The sequence below is a fragment of the Nocardia rhamnosiphila NBRC 108938 genome (assembly GCF_000720425.1).
GTDB lineage: Bacteria > Actinomycetota > Actinomycetes > Mycobacteriales > Mycobacteriaceae > Nocardia > Nocardia rhamnosiphila.
Genome location: NZ_JOAJ01000007.1, coordinates 76907 through 97178, shown reverse-complemented (window position 1 = coordinate 97178; position 20272 = coordinate 76907). Strand labels below are relative to the sequence as shown.

At 69.7% G+C, this 20272-nt stretch carries 17 protein-coding genes; 7 read left to right on the top strand and 10 right to left on the bottom strand.

Translation table 11 applies throughout. From position 1 onward, the window contains the following. Positions 1 to 25 precede the first annotated feature (25 nt). The 6 genes from IG75_RS0122810 (at position 26) to IG75_RS0122785 (ending at position 8821) form a co-directional block, all read left to right on the top strand. Complete coding sequence (locus tag IG75_RS0122810) at positions 26 to 1177, top strand: acyl-CoA dehydrogenase family protein (RefSeq protein WP_030523554.1); 1152 nt, start codon at positions 26 to 28, stop codon at positions 1175 to 1177. Beyond that, positions 1174 to 2571, top strand: a complete 1398-nt coding sequence (locus IG75_RS0122805) for an MmgE/PrpD family protein (RefSeq protein WP_051714839.1) — start codon at positions 1174 to 1176, stop codon at positions 2569 to 2571. The genes IG75_RS0122810 and IG75_RS0122805 overlap by 4 nt, the downstream gene beginning before the upstream one ends. Continuing rightward, positions 2568 to 4685 carry an acetate--CoA ligase family protein gene (locus tag IG75_RS0122800; protein WP_051714838.1) on the top strand — a complete coding sequence of 706 codons (2118 nt, stop codon included), beginning with the start codon at positions 2568 to 2570 and terminating at the stop codon, positions 4683 to 4685. Before IG75_RS0122805 ends, IG75_RS0122800 begins: the two co-directional genes overlap by 4 nt. 94 nt (positions 4686 to 4779) lie before the next feature. Then, entirely contained in the window at positions 4780 to 5901 is a 1122-nt protein-coding gene (locus tag IG75_RS0122795) for an ABC transporter ATP-binding protein (RefSeq protein ID WP_030523557.1), read from the top strand. Between the two features lies 1 nt (position 5902). Continuing rightward, the gene (locus IG75_RS0122790; protein ID WP_036515017.1) at positions 5903 to 7657 is read left to right on the top strand and encodes an ABC transporter permease; all 1755 of its coding nucleotides are present in this window, start codon (positions 5903 to 5905) and stop codon (positions 7655 to 7657) included. A 30-nt stretch (positions 7658 to 7687) separates the two neighbouring features. Further along, on the top strand, positions 7688 to 8821 hold the full coding sequence (locus IG75_RS0122785; protein ID WP_051714837.1) for an ABC transporter substrate-binding protein: 1134 nt from the start codon (positions 7688 to 7690) through the stop codon (positions 8819 to 8821). A 115-nt stretch (positions 8822 to 8936) separates the two neighbouring features. On the opposite strand, the gene IG75_RS0122780 is transcribed toward IG75_RS0122785, so the two are convergent. The 6 genes from IG75_RS0122780 to IG75_RS0122755 form a co-directional block, all read right to left on the bottom strand. After that, positions 8937 to 9407, bottom strand: a complete 471-nt coding sequence (locus IG75_RS0122780) for a MaoC family dehydratase (protein WP_030523560.1) — start codon at positions 9405 to 9407, stop codon at positions 8937 to 8939. Further along, positions 9404 to 10615, bottom strand: coding sequence for an acetyl-CoA C-acetyltransferase (locus tag IG75_RS0122775; protein ID WP_030523561.1), 1212 nt, complete (start codon positions 10613 to 10615; stop codon positions 9404 to 9406). Before IG75_RS0122775 ends, IG75_RS0122780 begins: the two co-directional genes overlap by 4 nt. 87 nt (positions 10616 to 10702) lie before the next feature. Continuing rightward, entirely contained in the window at positions 10703 to 11590 is an 888-nt protein-coding gene (locus IG75_RS36505; protein WP_051714836.1) for an HTD2 family dehydratase, read from the bottom strand. After that, positions 11587 to 12327 carry a 3-oxoacyl-ACP reductase FabG gene (fabG, locus tag IG75_RS0122765; RefSeq protein ID WP_030523563.1) on the bottom strand — a complete coding sequence of 247 codons (741 nt, stop codon included), beginning with the start codon at positions 12325 to 12327 and terminating at the stop codon, positions 11587 to 11589. Before fabG ends, IG75_RS36505 begins: the two co-directional genes overlap by 4 nt. Positions 12328 to 12402: 75 nt before the next feature. Then, on the bottom strand, positions 12403 to 13629 hold the full coding sequence (locus IG75_RS0122760; RefSeq protein ID WP_030523564.1) for a CoA transferase: 1227 nt from the start codon (positions 13627 to 13629) through the stop codon (positions 12403 to 12405). Beyond that, a complete protein-coding gene (locus IG75_RS0122755) occupies positions 13626 to 14414 on the bottom strand; it encodes an enoyl-CoA hydratase/isomerase family protein (protein ID WP_063834187.1) in 789 nt (262 codons plus the stop codon). Before IG75_RS0122755 ends, IG75_RS0122760 begins: the two co-directional genes overlap by 4 nt. A gap of 137 nt (positions 14415 to 14551) precedes the next feature. On the opposite strand from IG75_RS0122755, the gene IG75_RS0122750 reads away from it, so the two are divergent. Further along, complete coding sequence (locus IG75_RS0122750; protein ID WP_030523566.1) at positions 14552 to 14983, top strand: universal stress protein; 432 nt, start codon at positions 14552 to 14554, stop codon at positions 14981 to 14983. A 46-nt stretch (positions 14984 to 15029) separates the two neighbouring features. Here the strand turns inward: IG75_RS0122750 and IG75_RS0122745 are convergent, their stop codons facing one another. From IG75_RS0122745 to IG75_RS0122730, 4 genes are all read right to left on the bottom strand, one after another. Further along, the gene (locus tag IG75_RS0122745; RefSeq protein WP_030523567.1) at positions 15030 to 16223 is read right to left on the bottom strand and encodes an acyl-CoA dehydrogenase family protein; all 1194 of its coding nucleotides are present in this window, start codon (positions 16221 to 16223) and stop codon (positions 15030 to 15032) included. Positions 16224 to 16417: 194 nt separating this feature from the next. Beyond that, positions 16418 to 17167 (bottom strand): GntR family transcriptional regulator, encoded by a 750-nt coding sequence (locus IG75_RS0122740; protein ID WP_030523568.1) that lies wholly within the window; start codon positions 17165 to 17167, stop codon positions 16418 to 16420. Positions 17168 to 17493: 326 nt separating this feature from the next. Further along, the gene (locus IG75_RS0122735) at positions 17494 to 18870 is read right to left on the bottom strand and encodes an MFS transporter (RefSeq protein ID WP_030523569.1); all 1377 of its coding nucleotides are present in this window, start codon (positions 18868 to 18870) and stop codon (positions 17494 to 17496) included. A gap of 150 nt (positions 18871 to 19020) precedes the next feature. Further along, positions 19021 to 20193 carry a methyltransferase gene (locus tag IG75_RS0122730; protein ID WP_030523570.1) on the bottom strand — a complete coding sequence of 391 codons (1173 nt, stop codon included), beginning with the start codon at positions 20191 to 20193 and terminating at the stop codon, positions 19021 to 19023. Positions 20194 to 20272 lie beyond the last annotated feature (79 nt).

The window sequence follows — 20272 nt, the reverse complement described above, 5'->3', positions numbered from 1 at the left end:
CGAGAGACGAACAGGAACCCTCTAAATGGATTTCAGCCTCACTCCCGAACAGACCGCCCTCGTCGAGTCGGTGACCAAACTCGCCCAGCGCGAGTTCGGCGAACGCGCCTTCACGCGCACGGAGTTCGCCTGGGACAGCCTCAAAGCCCTGGCCGAGCACGACCTCACCGGTCTCACGCTGCCCGTCGAGCTCGGCGGACAGGGCGCGTCCCTGCTGGACGCCGTCCTCGTCATGATGGCGATCACCAAGGTGTGCCCGCACAGCGCCGACGCGCTTCAGGCCAGTAATTTCGGTGCCATCCGGCAGGTGGCCAACTTCGGTTCCGACTATGTGAAATCCGAAGTGCTGCCGCGGTTCCTCGCCGGGGACGCGCTGGTGACGGCCGGGATGAGCGAGCCGGAAGCCGGAAGCGCGCTGACCGACCTGCGGACCACCGCGCGAATCGAGGGCGATCATGTCGTCCTCAACGGCCAGAAATGCTGGAACTCGCACGGGCCGGACGCCACCCACTCGGTGGTCTGGTGCCGCTTCGGCCCGAGTTCCCGGGATATCGGGGCGGTACTGGTCCCGTTCGACTCGCCGGGGTTCAGCCGGGGCAAACGCGAGTACCACATGTCCGGGGAATCGCACTGCCAGCTCTACTTCGACGAATGCACGGTGCCCAAGGAGTACGTCCTGGCCGACAGCGGGGCGCTGAAGAAAATGCTGTCCGTCTTCGGCGTGGAGCGGATGGGAAATGCCTCGCGAGCACTCGCGCTCGCGGAGAAGGCATACGACATGGCGGTCGAGCACGCGTCGACCCGGACGCAGTTCGGGAAGAACCTCTGTGAGTTCCAGGGCCTGCAGTGGAAGTTCGCCGATATGAAGGTCGAGCTGGATGCCGCCAAGATGCTGCTGCTGCGCGCGGTGGCAGGCGCCGACGCCGGCACCCCGGACTCGAACGAGGCGGCGATCGCGAAACTGCACGCCAACCGCACCGCCTTCACCGTCGCCAACGAGGCCATGCAGGTCTTCGGCGCGAGCGGCTACTCCCAGGAGTTCCCGCTGGAATACATCGTGCGGCGTACCCGCGGCTGGATGATCGCGGGCGGCTCGGTCGAAATCCTGAAGAACACCATCGCCCAGTCGATTTTCGGGCGCCGTTTCGACCAGCGCGCCGGGGCGGTGGCCCGATGAGCACCGCGGCACAAACACGCAAGGCCACCTCGCTGGACGGCGCCACCGACGCCCTCGTCGCCTGGGTGGTCGACTCCGCCACCGCAGAACTGCCCGCGACGGTCGAGCACCATGTGCGGCGACTGCTGGTGGACTATCTGGCGGCGGTGGTGCCCGGGTCGGCCACCGATGTCGCCCGCGCGGTCGCCGGTCACGTCGCGGCGACCTACGGCGGGTCGGGTGCCACCGCGGTCGGCCTCGGCCGGGTCTCCGCGCCGGGTGCCGCACTGCTCAACGGGACCAGCTGCCACAGCCTCGAGGTGGACGACGGCTACACGCCGGGTTCGGTCCATCCCAGCAGCGTCGGCTTCCCGGCGGTACTGGCCGCGGCGGAGGCGCTGGGCAGCGATACCGTGACCACGACGCGGGCCCTGGCGGTGGCGCTGGAAGCGATCTCGCGGCTCGCCGCGGCGGGCCACCCGACGACCTGGCGCAACCACTTCCACAACACACCGCTCGCGGGAGTGCTCGGCGCCACCTGCGGGGTCGCGGTGCTGTACGGGCTGGACACCGACCGCGTCCACGACGCCCTCGGTATCGCCGCATCGCACGCCGGTGGGCTCTTCGCCTTCCTCGGCAAATCGGCCGAGGTGAAGCGGGTCCACCCGGGTAAGGCCGCGCGGGACGCGATCGCGAGCGTCGAGCTGGCCGCGGCCGGGGTGACCGGTCCCCGTTCCATCCTGGAAACGCCGCACGGTTATGTGGACGCGTTCGCCGCCGGCGGCTTCGACGCGGGCGTCCTGCTCGATGGGCTGGGCCGGGACTGGGTGGTTCTGAACTCCTACGTCAAGCCCTACCCCTCGTGCCGGCATCTGCACGGTCCGCTCGACGCGGTCCTGGCGTTACGCGCCGCGCAGCCGATCGGCCTCGACGATGTCGCCGGGGCAACCGTACGGACCTACACCGTCGCCTCCCATCACGCGGCGACCGTCGTGGACTCGCTCCTGGACGCCCAGATGAGCATCCCGTTCGCGCTCGCCACCGCCCTGGCCCACGACGAGGTCGGACTGACCGAGTTCGGCGAGCAGGCGCGCCGGGACCCCCGGATCCGCGACTTCGCCACCAGGGTCGAGGTCGTGGCCGACGCGCAGGCGGACCGGGAGTACCCGCGGCTGCGCCCCGCCTCGGTGGAGCTGCGGTTGCACGACGGCCGGGTCCTCTCGCACCGGGTGGAGACCCCCTACGGTGAGCCCGGCAACCCGGTCACCGACGCGGAGATGACGGCCAAATTCGTCCGGCTCGCCGGGCCCGTCCTCGGGGCCGGGAGCGCCGAGAAGCTGGCCGCCGATCTGTGGGCGTTCGAGTCCCTCGACGTCATCGCCCGCACCGACTCGTACGTGAGGAAGCAGTCATGACGCAGCCGACCGACCAGGTCGTCGAGGCGCGGGTGCCGGACCGGGCGGATCTCGGCCGGGCCCTGCTGGCCCCCCGCTCGGTGGCGATCATCGGCGCGTCCGACGACCTGCGTAAAACCACCGCACGACCGCTGCGGTTCCTGCGCCGGCAGGGCTTCGCCGGTGCGGTGTACCCGATCAACCCGCGCCGGGAGACGGTGCTGGGGGAGCAGGCCTGGCCCGGTATCGCCGCCCTTCCCGAGGTACCCGACCACGTCTTCATCGTGGCCGACACCCGACTGGTCGTCGAAGCCGTCCGGGACTGCGGCCGGGCGGGTGTCCCGCTCGTCACGGTGCTGTCCGGCGGTTTCGGTGAACTCGGCGAGGGCGCCGAGCGGCTGCGTGAGCTGCTGGCGGTGGCGGCGGAGTACGGCGTCCGCGTCATCGGTCCCAACAGCATCGGCGTGGTCAACCCGCGCAACGGGCTGATGCTCACGGCCAACGCGGCCTTCGCCGAGGAGGGAATCCCGGTCGGCTCATCCTTCGTGGCCTCCCAATCGGGCAGCGTCATCGGCGCGCTGATGACGCGGGCCAAAGCCCGCGGACTGGGTTTCTCCGGCTTCGTCTCCACCGGCTCCGAGGTCGATCTGACCCTGGGGGAGATCTGCGCGGCGACGCTGGACGACCCCGAGGTCGGCTCGTACACCCTCTTCATGGAGTCGCTGGAGCATGCGGCGGACCTGGCGGCCTTCGCGGTCGAGGCGGCGGCCCGCCGGAAACCCGTCACCGTCTACAAGCTCGGCCGCAGCGACGCCGCCGCGGCACTCGCCGTCTCCCACACCGGTGCTCTCTCCGGTGAGGACGACGAGGCCGACGCGTTCTTCCGGGCCTGCGGGTTCGCCCGGGTCGACAACTTCGAGGCGCTGATCGAGACCGAGGCGCTCCAGCGCCGCGTCGGCCCGCCCACCACGGCAGGAGGCCGCCGGGTGGCCGTCATCACCTCCACCGGGGGTGGAGCGGCGATCCTGGTGGACCAGCTGGAGACACTGGGCGTCACGGTGACCCGGCCGAGCCGGACGGTTTTCGACCGGCTCGAGGGGCTGGGACTCGACGTGGCCGAGAGCCTGATCGTCGACCTCACCCTCGCCGGCACCCGGCACGATCTGGTCGACGGGGCCCTGAAGGTGCTCCGGGCGAGCGGTGAATTCGATCTCGTGCTCTTCGTCATCGGCTCGTCGGCGCGGCTCAACCCGGAACTGGCCGTGAGCGCGATCGCCGAGCACGCCGCGGGCCCGGTCCCGGTGGCCGCCTGGGCCCTCCCGGACGCACTGGAGTCGGTCCGCCGGCTCCACGAGGCGGGTGTTCCGGCGTTCCGCACCGCGGAGGCGTGTGCCCAGGCCGTGGCCGCGACCCTGGGCCGCCGGCCGGTGGACCCGGCGGCCTTCCGCGCTCGGCGGACCGAACTCCCGGCGGATGCCTACGCCCTCGACGAGGCATCCTCGGCCGCGGTCCTCGCGTCCCTCGGTATCCGTTTCCCGGTCACGACGACATGCGGTGCGGGCGGCGTGCCCGAGGTCGAGCCGCGATTCCCCGTGGTGGTCAAGGCACTCTCCGACCGGTTGCCGCACAAGTCCGACGCCGGGGCAGTGGTCTTGGGCGTCCAGGACGGGGCCGGGCTGCGAGCGGCGACTTCCACGATCGTCGCCGCCGTCGCGGCCTACGACGCCACGGTGCCGGTCGACCGTTTCCTCGTGCAGGAGATGATCGAGGAGACGGTGTTCGAAGCATTGGTCGGCTATCGGGTGAGTCCGACCGTCGGACCACTGGTCCTGCTGGCCGCGGGCGGCGTCTACACCGAGATCTACGAGGACTCGGCGCTGCGACTGGCGCCGGTCACCGAGGACGTGGCGCGCGAAATGGTGGACGAGGTCAAGGCGACGGCGATCGCGCGGGGTTTCCGTGGTAAGCCCGACGGCGACCTCGACGCCCTGGTCGACGCCGTGGTCCGCGTCTCGCGGTTGGCGATGGAACGACCCGATGTGGTCGAGGCCGAGGTCAATCCCCTCGCGGTCCTGCCGCGCGGCCGGGGCGCGGTCGCCCTGGATGCTCTCGTCCGCCTGTCCCAGGAGAGGTGAGTCCGCCCGTGCCCCCATTTCCCTCCCGCCCCCGGCCGACGGCCGGCCGGCGATTCTGTCCGAGATTCCATCCCCGCAGGAGCCAGTGATCCCCATGGACGTGCGCATCGACGACCTCTCGCTCACCTTCGGTGAGTTCACCGCCGTCAGGCATCTCGACCTACACATCCAGGACGGCGAATCCCTGGTGCTGCTCGGACAGTCCGGATGCGGCAAGACCAGCACCATGCGCTGCGTGGCCGGTCTCGAAGACCCCAGCGGCGGCACAATCGGTATCGGGGGCACGACGGTCTTCGACGCGGGACGGAAGGTCAACCTGGCGCCGAACAAGCGCAATGTCGGCCTGGTCTTCCAGTCCTACGCCGTATGGCCCCATATGACCGTGCTGGACAATGTGGCCTTCCCGCTCGAGATGAAGAAGCGCCCGAAGGCCGAGCGGCGGGCCAAGGCGCTGGAGACCCTGGAGCTCGTCGGCCTGGCGCACCTCGCCACGCGGGGCGCGAGCATGCTGTCCGGCGGGCAGATGCAGCGGGTCGCCCTGGCCCGCAGCCTCGCCATGGAACCGGCGGTGATGCTCCTCGACGAGCCGCTCTCCAACCTGGACGCCCGGTTGCGTGAGGATCTGCGGGTCGAATTGCGCCGGCTCCAAGTGGAACTCGGCCTCACCTGCATCTACGTCACCCACGACCAGGGTGAGGCACTGGCCCTGGCGGACCGGATCGCCATCATGCAGGGCGGCCGGATCTCCCAGCTGGCAGACCCGCAGGACACCTACCGGGCCCCCGCCTCGGCCTCCATCGCGGCATTCCTCGGGGTCTCCAACATCTTCCCGGTCCGGCCGCCCGCGGGGCGCTCCGACCGGCTCCGGCTCCGGGAGCACGACCTCGAAATCGCTTTCGGCACGGATCTTCCGGGCGATACGAGCGACCTGAGTGTCTGCATCCGGCCCGAGCATGTGCGCCTCGGCCCGGTCGGCGACCGGGACTCGGCGCCGGAGCGGCCGAACACCTGGCTCGGCACGGTCGAGATCAGCGTCTTCCAGGGGTCGTTCGCCCGCTGCTCGGTGCGTCTGGACGCCGGACCGGTGATCGAGGTGCAGAGCCATGAGGAGGCGGCCGTACTGCTCCGCAAGGACGACCGCGTCGTGGTCGAGGCCGATCCCAAGTATGTCCGGGTGCTGCCCGGCGAGGTGCCCACGCCCGGAGAGGAATCCTGATATGGCGCTCATGACCTCGGCCCCCGAGGCACAGTTGTCTCCCGGGCAGAAGCCCGCGATCGCGGGGCGCTCCACCCTTCCGTGGCGGAAGAGATGGCTGCCCTCGGGCGTGCTGCTGGTGGTGCTCGCGGTGCTGATCGTGCTGCCCGCCGCGCTGGTCCTGCTCGCCGCCCTGAGCTCGAGCGTGCCGCGTCCGGGAAACATCGGTTTCGATCTGACCCTGGACAACTTCCGCATCTTCTCCGCACCCCAGGTGCAGGAGGCCTTCGTCAACTCACTCGTGCTGGCCGTGAGCGCCACCGTCCTCGCCTGCGCCATCGGCGGCGGCCTGGCCTTCCTGGCGGCACGCTCGGATATTCCGCTCCCGAAGTTCGTCTACCTGATCGGGCTGATGCCGCTGTTCCTGCCGTCCTATGTGGGTGCGCTGGCCTGGTCGATTCTGGGCAGCCCGGTCGCCGGTCTACTCAATATCGCCCAGCGTGACGTCGGGTTGTCGGTACCGTTCGACATCTACTCGCTGCCCGGGATGATCTTCGTCTTCGCGATGTACTACTCGCCGTACACCTTCCTCCTGGTCCACGGCGCGATGTCGATGATGAGCCCGGACCTCGAGGAAGCCGCCCGGATCCACGGCGCGACACCGCGCCGGATGCTGAGCCGGGTCTCCTTCCCGCTCGCGCTGCCCGCGCTGATCGGTTCGGCGATCCTCACCTTCACGCTGATCTTCGAGAACTTCCCGGTCGCCCAGGTGCTGGGGACGCCCGGTGGGGTCGATACGCTGCCCACCTTCATCTTCCGGCTGCTCAACGCCACCCCGTCGCGGGGCAACGAGAGCGCCGCCATCGCGGTGGTGCTGGTCGCGATCGTGGTCCTGGTGACGTGGCTGCAGAACCGGGCGCTCAGAAAGCGTTCTTTCACGACCATCACCGGTAAGGGAGTGCGGCAGAAGAAGTTCGCTCTGGGCCGGGCGCGTATTCCGGTGTTCCTGCTGACCCTGGGCTTCTTCGGCCTCTCGATCGTCCTGCCCATCCTGGCGCTGCTGGTCGCCGCCGGCCAGACCTCGCCCTACCTGACCTCCCTGAGCCAGCTGACCGCGTCCGGCGGGCTGGATTTCAGCTCCTTCGGCGAGGTTCTGGGGTCGTCCGGGTTCCGCGCGGCCGCGTTCAACAGCGCGGTGGTCAGTGTCTTCGCCGCTGTCGCGGGCACGGTCCTGGCCTTCCTCTGCGGCTATGTGGTCTATCGGTCGAAGGCATCCGGGCGGACCCTGGTCGAGACCGTGTCGATGATGCCGCTGGCCATCCCCGCGGTGGTTCTCGGTATGGGCCTGCTGTGGACCTGGCTGGTGCTGCCCGTGCCGCTCTACGGAACGCTCGCCGTGCTGGTCGTGGCGTTCCTGGCGGTCCAGGCGCCGCAGGGCTTCAGGGGTGTGGCCTCGTCCATCATGGCCACGGACCGCGACCTCGAGGACAGCGCGGTGATGCTCGGCGCGCGGCGCACCACGGCCGTCACCCGCATCACGGTGCCACTGATGAAGGTGGGCCTGCTCTCCACGTTCCTGCTGCTGCTGATGCTCAGCATGCGTGAGCTCACCGTGCCGCTGTTCCTCTACACCAGTGAAACCGAAATCCTCTCGATCGCCATCTACGACGCGTTCGAGAACGGTGGCGCGCTGCGGCAGGCCGCCGCGATGAGCGTGATCTACACCGCCTTCATGTTCGTCCTGTCCTATATCCCGCGCCGACTGGCCCGTCAGTGACGACGACCGCTTCGAGAAGGAACTAGAACCATGAAGCACACTCGATGGGGCGCCGCCGTAGTCGCCCTGCTCCTCAGCGCCTCGCTCGCCGCGTGCGGCGGGGGCGCGGGGCGGCCGGACGATATCGCCGTGGCCGCGGCGATGCTGCCGATGCCCGTGATCGACGACTCCGCGGGGCTCGTCATCCACGGCGAGGAGGTCGCCGACGCCGAACTGCTGGCGGCGGCCCGCGGGGAATCGCTCAACTGGTACACGGCGTCGGGCGCGGAGAGCGCCGGGCTCACCGCGGCCCGGTTCGAGGCCGAGACCGGGGTCCACGTCAATATGACCCGGCTGCCGTCGGGCAAGCTCAACGAGCGGGTGCTCAGCGAACACGGCGCCGGCCGCCTGTCGGCCGGGGTGGTCACCATCACCGACCCGATTCTCGCCGAGGGCTTCGCCGCGGCGGGTGTCTTCGCTCCCTACCGAACACCCACCTACGACAAGCTGTCCGACATGGGGAACGTGGTCTGGAAGGACGGTGAGTACTACACCGTCTACTACTCGGCCTACGCGTTCGCCTACAACGACCTGGCCGTCGAGAAGGACGACGCCCCCACCACCTGGGAGGATCTGCTCGACCCGAAGTGGAGGGGCAAGCTCGGGGTGGTCAACGCCGGCGCCGGTGGCACCGTGCAGGGCCTGGCCGACTTCCAGGAGCGCATCCTGGGCGCGGACTACTGGAGCGGTCTGTCCGCCCAGAAGCCGCGGATCTTCGACACCACCTCGGTCCAGCTCGACGCCCTGGCCCGGGGGGAGATCGAGGTGGCCACAATCGGCTTCAACAGCACCTACGGGGCCGAGGAGGCGGGGGCACCCATCGAGCTGGTGATCCCGGCGAAGGGGGTCTCGGGCACCTTCAACATGCAGGGACTGACCGCGGCGGGTGCGCACAGCCCGGCGGCGCGGCTCTTCATGAACTGGACCATGTCGCGCTCCGGCCAGGAGTTCGCGGCGGCCCAGGGTTTCGTGAGTTCCCGCACCGATATCGACCAGATCCCGACCGGGCAGTACCAGCTGCCGAAGGCCGATGACGAGGGTTTCGTGGTGTACACGCCGGAGGACGCGCGGACCCGCGGCCGCGACATCGTGGCCCGCTGGAACAAGATGTTCGCCTTCGGCTGACGGCGGGCCCGCCTCGGGTGTATACGGTCGCCGCAACCTCGATGAGGGAGGTTGTGGCGACCGTGCCTTGTCCGGTCGGGCCTCTGCACCGGGGACGGGAAGTGCGGCGGCGCCTTCAGTCGAGCAGGACGAGCGACATCTTGCGGGCCACGCAGGCCGGACGCTCACTCCCGGCCAGGTCCACGGTGAAATCGATGGGCACCAGGAGTGCGTCCGTCCGCGGGATCACCTCGGCGACGGTGCAGCGCAACCGGACCTCGCTGCCGACCGGGACGGGGGTGGGGAAGCGCACCTTGTCCAGACCGTAGTTGAGCCGCGCTGTCCCGAGGCGGAACTCGTAGAGGTCCTCGGCGAGGGCGGAGATGAGCGAGAGCGTCAGATAGCCGTGGGCGATGGTGCGGCCGTACGGACCCCCGGCGGCGCGCTCGGCGTCGACGTGGATCCATTGGTGGTCACCGGTCGCCCGGGCGAAGAGGTCGATGCGCTCCTGGTTCACCGTAACCCACGGGCCCGGGCCGAGTTCGACGCCCACGAGTGTTTCGAGCTCTTCCCGGGTGCGGACGACGGCGGGTCCGGCTGCGCTCATCCCGCCACCCGCTCGACCACGGCCGCCAGCCCCTGACCGCCGCCGATACACAGCGTGGCGAGGCCGTAACGGCCGCCGGTACGCGTGAGTTGGCGGGCCAGGGTGCCGACCAGCCGGGCTCCGGTGGCGCCCACGGGATGGCCCAGCGAGATACCGGAGCCGTGCGCGTTCACGCGCGCGCGGTCGCTCTCGCCCAGCTTCCACTCCTGCACAACCGCGAGGGCCTGGACCGCGAAGGCCTCGTTGAGCTCGATCAGGTCCATATCGGCCAGCGTGAGTCCGGCCCGCTCCAGGGCGGCCGCGGTGGCCGGCACCGGACCCATACCCATGGTGCGCGGGGGGACACCCGCCACGGCCCAGGACACCAGCCGGACCAGTGGGCGCAGACCCAGCTCGGCCGCCCGCTCCGGCGTGGTGACCACGCACAGCGCCGCGGCATCGTTCTGTCCGCTGGCGTTGCCCGCGGTGACCGTGGCGTCGTCGAGGGTCCGTCCCATGATCGGCCGGAGCGCGGCCAGGGATTCCGGGCTGGTGTCGGCGCGCGGATGCTCGTCGGTATCGACGACCGTCGCGCCGCGCCGCGCGGGCACCGTCACGGGCACGATCTCCTCCGCGAACACCCCGGATACCTGGGCGGCCACGGCGCGGCGATGGGATTCCAGCGCCAGCGCGTCCTGCGCCTCGCGGGTGATGCCGTATTCGCGCCGGACGTTCTCCGCCGTCTCGATCATCCCGCCGGGTACGGGATAGTCGGGTCCGCCGGCCGTGGTGCGGGCGCGGGCCAGCCCGTCGTGCATCGTCAGACCGCTGCGGGCCGCCCCCCAGCGGGCGTCGGTGGTGTAGAACGGCACATTGCTCATGCTTTCGGTGCCGCCCGCGACCACCACCCGGGCCGCTCCGGTCTGCACCATCATCGCCGCGTTGAGAATCGCCTGGAGGCCGGAGCCGCACCGACGGTCGATCTGCTGGCCCGGCACCTCGACCGGAAGACCGGCGGTGAGCGCGACCACCCGGCCGATGGCCGGTGCCTCACTGTTGGGATTGCAGTTTCCCAGGATGACGTCGTCGACGGCATCGGCCGGCAGGCCGCGCGCGACGAGTTCGCGGAGCACGGTGACTCCCAGATCCACCGCGGTCAGCGGGCGGAAGACGCCACCGTACCCCCCGATGGGGGTGCGCAGTGGCTCGCAGATGACAGCCTCGGTCATGATTCTCCCTTTGTGCAAGGTTCGTGCGGTTGGCGGAGGCCGGAGCGAAGGCGGAGGTATCGCATCCCGACTCCCCTGGATGGTTGCTCAGCCGCGTCGGTGCGGGCGGGTATCGGTACTCGGCGCGGGGTCGAACTCGAGACGGGCGTGGATGCGAGACCCGGGGGAGACGACCTCCAGCACCGGGCTCGTCCCCGGCCGCGCCACCAGTTCCGCCGGCTCGCCGCAGAACAGCGGGGCCAGACCGCGGTGCCGGAGTGTCCGGGGCGGGGCGGCGCCGGCGCGCCGGGCCGCCTCGGCCAGCGCCACCGCCATGAGCGGGCCGTGGACGACCAGGCCCGGATAACCCTCGACTCCGGTCGCATAGGGCCAGTCGAGATGGATCCGGTGCGGGTTGGCGGTGAGCGCGCTGAACCGGGCCAGGTGCACCGGATCGGTGCGCAGGTCCCATCTCGTCGCACCCTCCTCGGTGCTCCGGGGTGGACCGATCAGCTCCGCGGTGAGTGGCACGGGCGCGGGCTCGGCCGTCGCCGACTCCTGCCGCGCGCCCGTATAGACGATGTTCTGGATCTCCTCCAGCAGCAGGGTGCCGGTCCGGTCGTGTACCCGGACGGTCAGGTCGACCAGGATCAGCGGCCCGGTGCGGCCCTTCCGCTCCCGCGGCTCCGACGCGCGTGAGGTCACGGTGACCTCACCGCCTACCGGGAGCGCAGCGTAGAAGGTGAGGCTGCCGCCGCCGAACATCCGCCGTGGCAGGGCGACGTCCGGCATGATCCCGGTCCCACGGCGGGGGTGCCCGTCCGGGCCCAGCGTGTTCGGGGCGGGCCACCGGGAGAGTGTGGCCCAGTGCCACAGTGGTGGCAGTGGGGCGCCCGCCCGCAGGTCCAGATCCGTCGCACCGAGCAGGCCGGCCAGACCCGCCGCCGCGACCGGGTCGACGACGCGGTCTTCGACGCTCTCCCGCGGCGCGCTCACATGAACCGCCCGCCGGTCACCTCGGCCACGGTGCCGGTCATATAGGAGGACAGGGACGAGGCGTAGAACAGCGCGGCACCGGCGACCTCCTGCGGCTCACCCGGCCGCTGCATGGGGATCTCCGCCATCTTCTGGTCCCACGCCTTCTGCGGCATCGCCTCGGTCATCGCCGACCTGATCAGCCCCGGCTGGATCGCGTTGATGCGCACCCCGTGGTGTGCCATCTCCTTGGCCGCCGCCTTGGTGAGCCCCACGATCCCGGCCTTGGCGGCCGAGTAGTTGGTCTGGCCGACCATGCCGACCTTGCCGGACAGCGAGGAGATATTGACGATCGCGCCCGACTTCTGTTCCCGCATCCGGGCCGCGGCCAGCCGGGTGCCGTTCCAGGTGCCCTTCAGGTGGACCCGCACGACGAGGTCGAAGTCGTCCTCGGTCATGGTGCGCATGGTCGCGTCCCGGGTGATACCGGCGTTGTTGACGAAGACGTCGAGGGAGCCGAATTCGGTGACGGCCGTATCGACCAAGTTTTGAACCTGTGCGGCGTCGACGACATCACACCGGACGGCGCGGGCCCGGTCGTGGCCGAGCTCCGCGACGGCGGCCCGTGCGGCGGCTTCGTCGAGGTCGCCGATGACGACCCGGGCGCCGTGCTCGAGGTACAGCCGGGCGATGGCCAGGCCGATGCCCTGGGCGCCGCCGGTGACGACGGCGGTTTTGTCGGTGAGGAGCGCGGTCATGAGAGGCCTTCCTGTCGGTGCTGCGGAGGGGAAGTCGGGGACGGAGGGAGGGGTTCGACGATCGGGGCGACCGGGTCAGGCGGACGAAGCGCCTACCGGGCCGCATTCGACCACCCGGCGATCGTGCAGGCGGCCGATCTCGGGCCCGGCCAGCCCCAGCTCTTGCGCCAGCACCTCCTCGGTGTCGGCGCCGAGGCGCGGAGCCGGTACGGGAGCCGTGAGGTGATCTCCCCAGCGGAGCGGATTCGCGGTGGCCAGCATCTCCCCGATTCCGGGTTGGTCGACCGGTCGCGCCACCGAACCCGTATCCGCGCGGGCCAGCGCGGCGGCCTCACCCATCGACCGGTAGGGGCCCCACAGCACCCGGGCCCGATTCAGCCGGTCGGTCAGCTCGTCGAGGGAGCGCGCCGCGAACCAGGGACGCAGGATCGACGCGATGGTCTCGCGGAACTCGTAACGCGCGGACTCGTGCCGCAGGTCGGTGTCGAGTGCGGTCTCGAGCGCCGCGAAGACCGGCGCGGTCCCGGTGACCTCGCCGAGTGCTCGCCACTGCCCCTCGGTCAGGGCGACGACCATGACACGCCGGCCGTCGGCGGTGGCGAAATCGGTGCCGAAGCTGCCGTAGAGATGGTTGCCGTGCGGCGCGCGGTCCCCGTGTTGCTCGGACTCGGACAGCCAGCCCAGCGCTCCCACCGCGGACAAGGCCACATCGGCCAGCGCGATGTCGAGGCGCGACCCCGCACCGGTCTGCTCGCGCCGGCTCACCGCGGCCACCACCCCGAGAGCGGCGGAAGCGCCCGTGAGCAGGTCCCAGGCCGGCAGGACATGGTTGACCGGGTCCGCGGGACCGCCCGGTCCCGTCATCTCGGGGATCCCGACCGCGGCGTTCACCGTGTAATCGACGGCGGGGCGTCCGTCGGGGAAACCGAGCACGTGCACCGAGATCGCGTCGGGGCGCCGAGCGGTGAGATCCTCATGCGTCACCCGGTGCCGCCCCGCCACATTGTCGACGAGGATGCCCGCGCCCGGTCCCGGTCTGGTGCAGAGCGCCAGGAGCAGTTCTCGTCCCTCCGGGGTGCGGTAGTCCAGCGCGACCGATCGCTTTCCCTTGTTGAGGTTCGCCCAGTAGAGGCTGGCACCGGTGTGGGCCAGCGGCCAGCGCAGGTGGTCGCTGCCGCCGCCGGGGAGGTCGACCCGGATGACCTCGGCCCCCAGCTGGGCGAGGTTCATACCGCAGGAGGGTCCGGCTACGAAGGTGGCGCATTCGACCACCTGGAGATGGGCCAGGGGGGTGGTGCTCATGAGAAGCGTGGCTCCCGTCCTTCGAGGAAGGCCCGCTTGCCTTCCTGTGCATCGGTCCCGTGGTTCGCCAGGGCCATGGCGGTGCGTTCGTTGGCCAGGAACTGGGCGAGGTCCGCGCGGTCCTGGGCGAGCAGTGATTTGGTGACGGCGTTCGACTGGGTCGGGCCGGCCGCCAGTACGGTGGCGAGCTCGACGGCCCGCGCGGTCGCGCTTCCGGATGCCACGGTCTCCGTGACCAGCCCCGCGGCCCGGGCGTCCCGGGCGGGGAGCGGCTCGCCGAGGAACAGGTGGGCCGCGGCGCGCTGTTGTCCCAGCCGGCGCGGAAGGTGGTAGGCAGTCCCGGCGTCGGCCGTGAGGCCACGGGCGGCGAAGGGGGCCTTGAAGTAGGCGTCCTCCCCGGCGACGACCAGGTCGCAGGCGAGGACGATGCCCCAGGCGGCACCGATCGCGTACCGCTCGACGGCGGCGACGATCACCTGGTCGGCGCGCACCATGGACGTCACCAGGTCGTGGATCAGGGCCAACCGCGCCGCGGGGGCGAGCAGACCGTCCTCGGGTCCGGGCATCGATGCCACATCGCCTCCGGACGAGAAGAATTCGTCGCCCCCGGTGATGACCACGGCCGCGTCCCGGCGGCGGGCGGCGTCGGCCAGACCGGTTCGCAGCAGCTCCACGGTAGGTGCGTCGAGAGCGTTGCGGCGGTGCGGGCGGTCGATTCTCAGGACGGTGACCCCGGGGCCCGGTTGCTCCTGGTGAACGGGTGGTGGAGCTGTCTCGGAAGTCATAATCTATAGAAAATATAGTATGGGTGACTACTCTGTCGAGAGTTCGTGCGGCTGCCCGGGAGCACGGCAATTCCCGGGCGGGCAGGTATCGCCCGGCGCCGGGTACGGCATCGGCGGGCGGAGAGAAGAGGTACGGGATGAAAACGATCGTCACCGGTGTGGACGGCAGCCCCACCGCCGCGCGTGCGGCGGAGCGGGCCGCGCGGTTGGCCGAGGCGCTGGGCGCCGAACTCCACGTGGTCTGCGCGTACGAGCGCTTGGAGATCGAGCGGTTCCGGCAGGGCAGCGACGAGCTCGTCCGGTCGACCGAGGACGAGGCCCGGCGCACGGCCGTCGAGGTGGGCCGGGCCCTGCAGGCGCAGTGCCAGACGATCGTCCTGCATGCGCACGCGATCGAGGGGAAGCCCGGGGAGGTGCTGGTCCGGGTCGCCGAACAACGCGCCGCGGATCTCATCGTCGTCGGCAACAAACGGGTACAGGGCCTCGCCCGCGTCCTCGGCAGCATCGCGCGCGATGTCGCGAGCCGGGCGCACTGTGACGTCTATATCGCACACACCCACGAGCGCTGACGCGCGGATCGGTCACCATAGGAAAGAATTCCGGCTCGGCGCGAGCCTAGATCCGGTAGTCCGCGAGCAGCGCGCGGCCGATGATCATCTTCTGGATATCGGAGGTGCCCTCGCCGATCAGCATGAAGGCGGCCTCGCGGTAGAGGCGCTCGATCTCGTACTCCTTGGAGTAGCCGTAACCGCCGTGGATGCGGAAGGAGTCCTGGACGACCTCGTTGCAGTACTCCGCGGCGAGCATCTTCGCCATACCGGCGCCCACGTCGTTGCGTTCGCCGGTGTCCTTGAGCCGGGCGGCCTTGACCATCATCGCGTGGGCGGCCTCGACCTTGGTGGCCATCTCCGCGAGGCGGAACAGGATCGCCTGGTGATCGGCGATCTGCTTGCCGAAGGTTTCGCGCTGCTGAGCGTAGGTGATCGCCAATTCGAAAGCCCGCAGTGCGATTCCACAGGCCCGGGCGGCGACATTGACGCGGCCGACCTCGACACCGTCCATCATGTGGTAGAAGCCTTTGCCCGGCACCCCGCCGAGGATCTGGCCGGCCGCAACCCGGTGACCCGCGAAGACGGCCTCGGTGGTGTCGACCCCCTTGTAGCCCATTTTGTCGATCTTGCCGGGGATGGTCAGGCCCGGGGCGGTCTCGCCGTAGCCGGCTTCCTTCTCGATCAAGAACGTCGTCAGGTTCTTGTAGACGCTGTCGGCGCCCTCATCACTCTTCACGAGCACCGCGATGAGGTTGGACGTGCCGCCGTTGGTCAGCCACATCTTCTGGCCGTCGATCGTGTACCGGCCGTCCTCGCCCAGGACCGCCCGGGTCTTGATCGCGGCGACATCCGAGCCCAGGCCGGGCTCCGACATCGAGAACGAGCCCCGCACCTCACCGGTGGCCATTCTCGGCAGGTACTTGCGCTTCTGCTCGTCGGTACCGTGCCGCATGAGCATGTAGGCAACGATGAAGTGGGTGTTGATCACCCCCGAGACGCTCATCCACCCGCGGGCGATCTCTTCGACGCACAACGCGTAGGTCAGCAGCGACTCACCCAGTCCGCCGTACTCCTCGGGGATCATCAACCCGAAAATGCCCAGCTCCTTGAGCCCGTCGACGATTTCCTGCGGGTACTCGTCGGCGTGTTCGAGCTCGGTGGCCACCGGGAGGATCTTCTTCTCTACGAAGATCCGGACCGTTCGGATGATCTCGGTCTGGTCCTCGGTCAATCCTTCGGTGCTGCACAGCCGGCTCATAAGACGTTCTCCTCGCTCTGCGACCGTGCCTCGCGCGCGATCTCGACCGGGGCCGGGCACTCTCGTTCCCGGGTCCGGTCGTGGCAACATTAAGTCCGGTCATTTCTATCATAAGTACGTACAAATAGAACGGTTTGACGGATAAATAAAGCGCGCCTCCAGTGGTGTGGAAGCGCGCTACCGGGACCGGAACGTCAGGGCGTGCTGCGGCGCAGCGTCACCCGATAGGTGTAGTGCTCGGGCAAGAAGTAACTGACCGACAGGTCGACGGGCCGACCGGCGGCATCCGAGTAGAGCCGGTCGACCCGGAGCATGGGATGGCCCTGCTCGCAGCCGAGCCCGGCCGCGACTTCGCCGTCGGCACCGGCCACCGTGATCGACTGTGCGGCTTCGACTATCGGGCTGTCGAGACGGGGTTCGAGCAATCCGATGACGGTATGGGAACTCGCCCCGCCGGCGGCCACCTCGGCGAGGCCGGCGAGGTGCTTGCCGATGTGCTCGGGCAGGTGCACCGTGGTCAGGACGAACGGGACGCCTTCGTGTATGCGGCGGAAGGTCACGGTGTAGACGATGTCGGTATCGAGTCGCAGCCTGCCGGCGGCCTCGATATCGACCCGGCGATGCAGTGGTGTGAGCACCTCCATGGTGGTGTCCGCGGACAGGTTCATCAGGTCCTCGATCGAGCCGTGATGACGCAGGTAATGGCCCTCGGACTCGGTGGCGAACGTGCCGCGGCCGGGGACGCGGTAGACCGTCCCGTCGGCGACGAGATCCTGGAAAGCGCGGCGCACCGTCTGGCGGCTGACCCCGTACCGTTGCGCGAGTTCCGCTTCGGTCGGAAGTTTGCCGCCGCCGCGATAGTCGCCCGCGGCAATGCCCTGGCGCAGTTCCCGGGACACCTTCTGATGCGCTGGTTCCGCGGCCCGCTCCCGGTCTGCCTTCATGCTCTCCTGCCCTCTGGATCCGGAATACGCCCGACCTGCCCCGCGAAGGAGCCGGTGTTTCTGCCGCACCGTCATCGGTGTGCGGCTCGCGTTCGACGTGGCACGCCGGAGACCACGGTAGTGCCCGGACCGGGCCGACTCCCATTGTGGATGGATTCCGCCGGGACGGCTCGCTGCGCCATGTCGGCGCCGGACGCGATACCGCGGAGGCGGTATCCCGAACCACGGCGGCCCCCGTCACCGACGGGGGCCGCTCGACTACATCAGGACGCGGCCCGAGGTGGTCGCCACCGGAATGTGCGCCGGGGCGTCCGGGTACCGCGGGATCAATGGAACGCGCGCCCCTGTTCTCTGTCCAGTGCGGTCTCGGTCTTGTTCTTCAGTACGAAGAGATAGACGACCAGCGAGATACCGATGACGACCGTCACATACCCGATGAACCACGGCACCTGTCCGCCGTTCTTCGCGGCCTGGTAGATCATCGGGGCGGTACCGCCGAACACCGAATTGGCCAGGGCGTATCCGACACCGACTCCCAGCGCCCGGATATGTGAGGGGAACAGTTCGGCTTTGACGATGGCATTGATCGACGTGTAGCCGGTGAGCAGCACGTAGCCGACGCAGGTCACCACCAGTGTCGCCGCCACCGAGGTGGCGTCCTGGAGGAAGGTGATGAGGAACCAGGTGTAGAGGACCCCGCCGATGCCGAAGAACACCAGGACGGGTTTGCGGCCCACCTTGTCGCTGATCAGCCCACCGACCGGCTGCAACAGCATGAGGAAGACCAGCCCGGCCAGGTTGATATAGGTGGCGGTCATACCCTGACCTTCGAACGCGGTCTTGACCATGGCCGGGGCGTTCACGCTGTAGGTGTAGAACGCGAGGGTGCCACCCATGGTGACCAGGAAGCACACCAGCAGCGGCCGCCAGTACTCGGCCAGCAGCACGCGGAGGGAGCCCGATTCGGAGTCTTCACCGCGCCGGACCGCGTCGAGCTGTTCCGCGGTCAGCGATTCGTCCATGCTCCGGCGCAACCAGAACACCACGACCGCGGCCACACCGCCGATGAAGAAGGCGATACGCCACCCGAAATCGGAGATCTCCGCCTTGTCCAGGAACACCTGCAGCACCAGCAGCGTGAGCTGGGCGAGCACATGACCACCGATGAGGGTCACGTACTGGAACGACGAGAAGAAGCCGCGGCGTTCCCGGGTGGCCGCCTCGGACATATAGGTGGCCGACGCACCGTACTCACCGCCGGTCGCGAATCCCTGCACCAGCCGGCACAGGATCAGGATCACGGCCGCACCCACGCCGATCGTCTCGCGTCCCGGCACGAGTGCGATCACCAGCGAACACGCCGCCATCAGCGAGACGCTGAAGGTGAGCGCCGCGCGCCGGCCGCGCCGGTCGGCGTAGCGGCCGAAGAACCACGAGCCGACCGGACGCATGAGGAACGTGACGGCGAAGATGGCGTACACGTAGACGGTGGAGTTCTTGTCCGCCGAATCGAAGAAGTGGCTTTCGAAGTACGACGCGAACACGGTATAGACGTAGACGTCGTACCACTCGACGAGGTTGCCCGACGATCCGCGGAGTGTGTTCCAGACCGCGCGGCGCGTCGCGGTCCGCGAGGACGTCGGTTCGGTGGCCGGGGGCCGGCCGTCGGGGACGGCCGGCCCCGAGGTCATGGTTTCGGACATAAGTGATCCCTCTCATTCACCCGTACACGGAGTGCGCGAGGACCGGAATCCCGCGCGGCTCCGCACTCAGTGTGCAGGTAGAGGCCCCGGTCCGGAGGCGGGGTCCGGAATTTCCGCGACCGGTCGGCTCACCCGGCAGCAGCCGCGGCCCTACGATTGCGGCGGTCGAGTATCCGGCCGGGAGTTCCGCACCAACCGCCACAGCGACGTGACCTCGGACCGCCGGACCTCGTGCAGAGGGTCGGTGGTATCCGCGGCCCGGGGATGCCGCGGCGTGGTGTCGTAGCGGTCCGCCACGCGAAGACCGGCGGCGGCGATACGGGCGAGCAGCTCGTCGCGCGTCCGTAATCCGAGCCGCTCGGCGAGATCCGACAGGACGAGCCACGCCTCACCGGTTTCGGTCAGGTGGGTCGGGAGGCCGTCCAGGAATCGGTGCAGCACATCGGATCCGCGGTCGTAGATGCCCAGCTCCAGCGCGGAGGTCGGCTCCGCCGGAAGCCAGGGCGGGTTGCACACGATGAGGTCGGCTCGCCCACTCGGCCACAGGTCGGCCTCGGTGATCCGCACCCGGTCACCGAGGCCGAGCCGGCGCATGTTCGCACGTGCGCAGATGACGGCGCGGGGGTTGATATCGGTGGCCACCACCCGGGCGCCCCGGCGGGCGAGGACGGCGGCGAGCACTCCGGTGCCGGTGCCGAGGTCGAACGCCAGCGGCTGCCCGGCGCCCGCCGGGAACGGCGCCCGAGCGACCAGATCGATGTATTCGCCGCGCACCGGCGAGAAGACGCCGTAGTCCGGGTGGATGCGCGCGCCGAGCGCGGGAACTTCGACACCCCTGCGATGCCACTGGTAGGCGCTGAGGACGCCGAAGAGTTCGGGCAGCGACACACAGATCCGCTCGTCGGCCACCGGGTCGCCGGTGGCCGCACCATATGCGTGTTCGCAGGCCGGCCGTACATCCGGTGCGCGCCGCAGCCGCAGCGAGCGGTCGCGCTCCAGCACAACCAGCAGCCTGCCGAGCAGTTCGGCTCGTTCGGCCCGTGCGGCACGGTGGTCGTAGAAGAGAGCGGCGGGGTCGCTTCCGGCCCGTCCGGTCCGCGGAACCCGTTGCCAGCGGCGGTCCACGGCCCGCACGAGCTGGCGGGCGTTGTGGAAATCGCCCTGCCAGAGCAGCCCGGTGCCGGCTTTCGCCAGGCCGTACGCGGCTTTCGCGGTGATGCGATCGTCCACGGCGACGACGCGTTCGGGGGCAGGGGCGGCATTCTCGGAATGCCACCGGGCGGGAAGAGAAGGTCCGTGGTCGGTCCAACCGATCGTGGACATGACGTGCTCCTGTGGGAAACGAAGGTGCCTGCGGGGCGGCGATGCTTCGACGCAGGAGTACGGCAGGGATCAGCCGCCG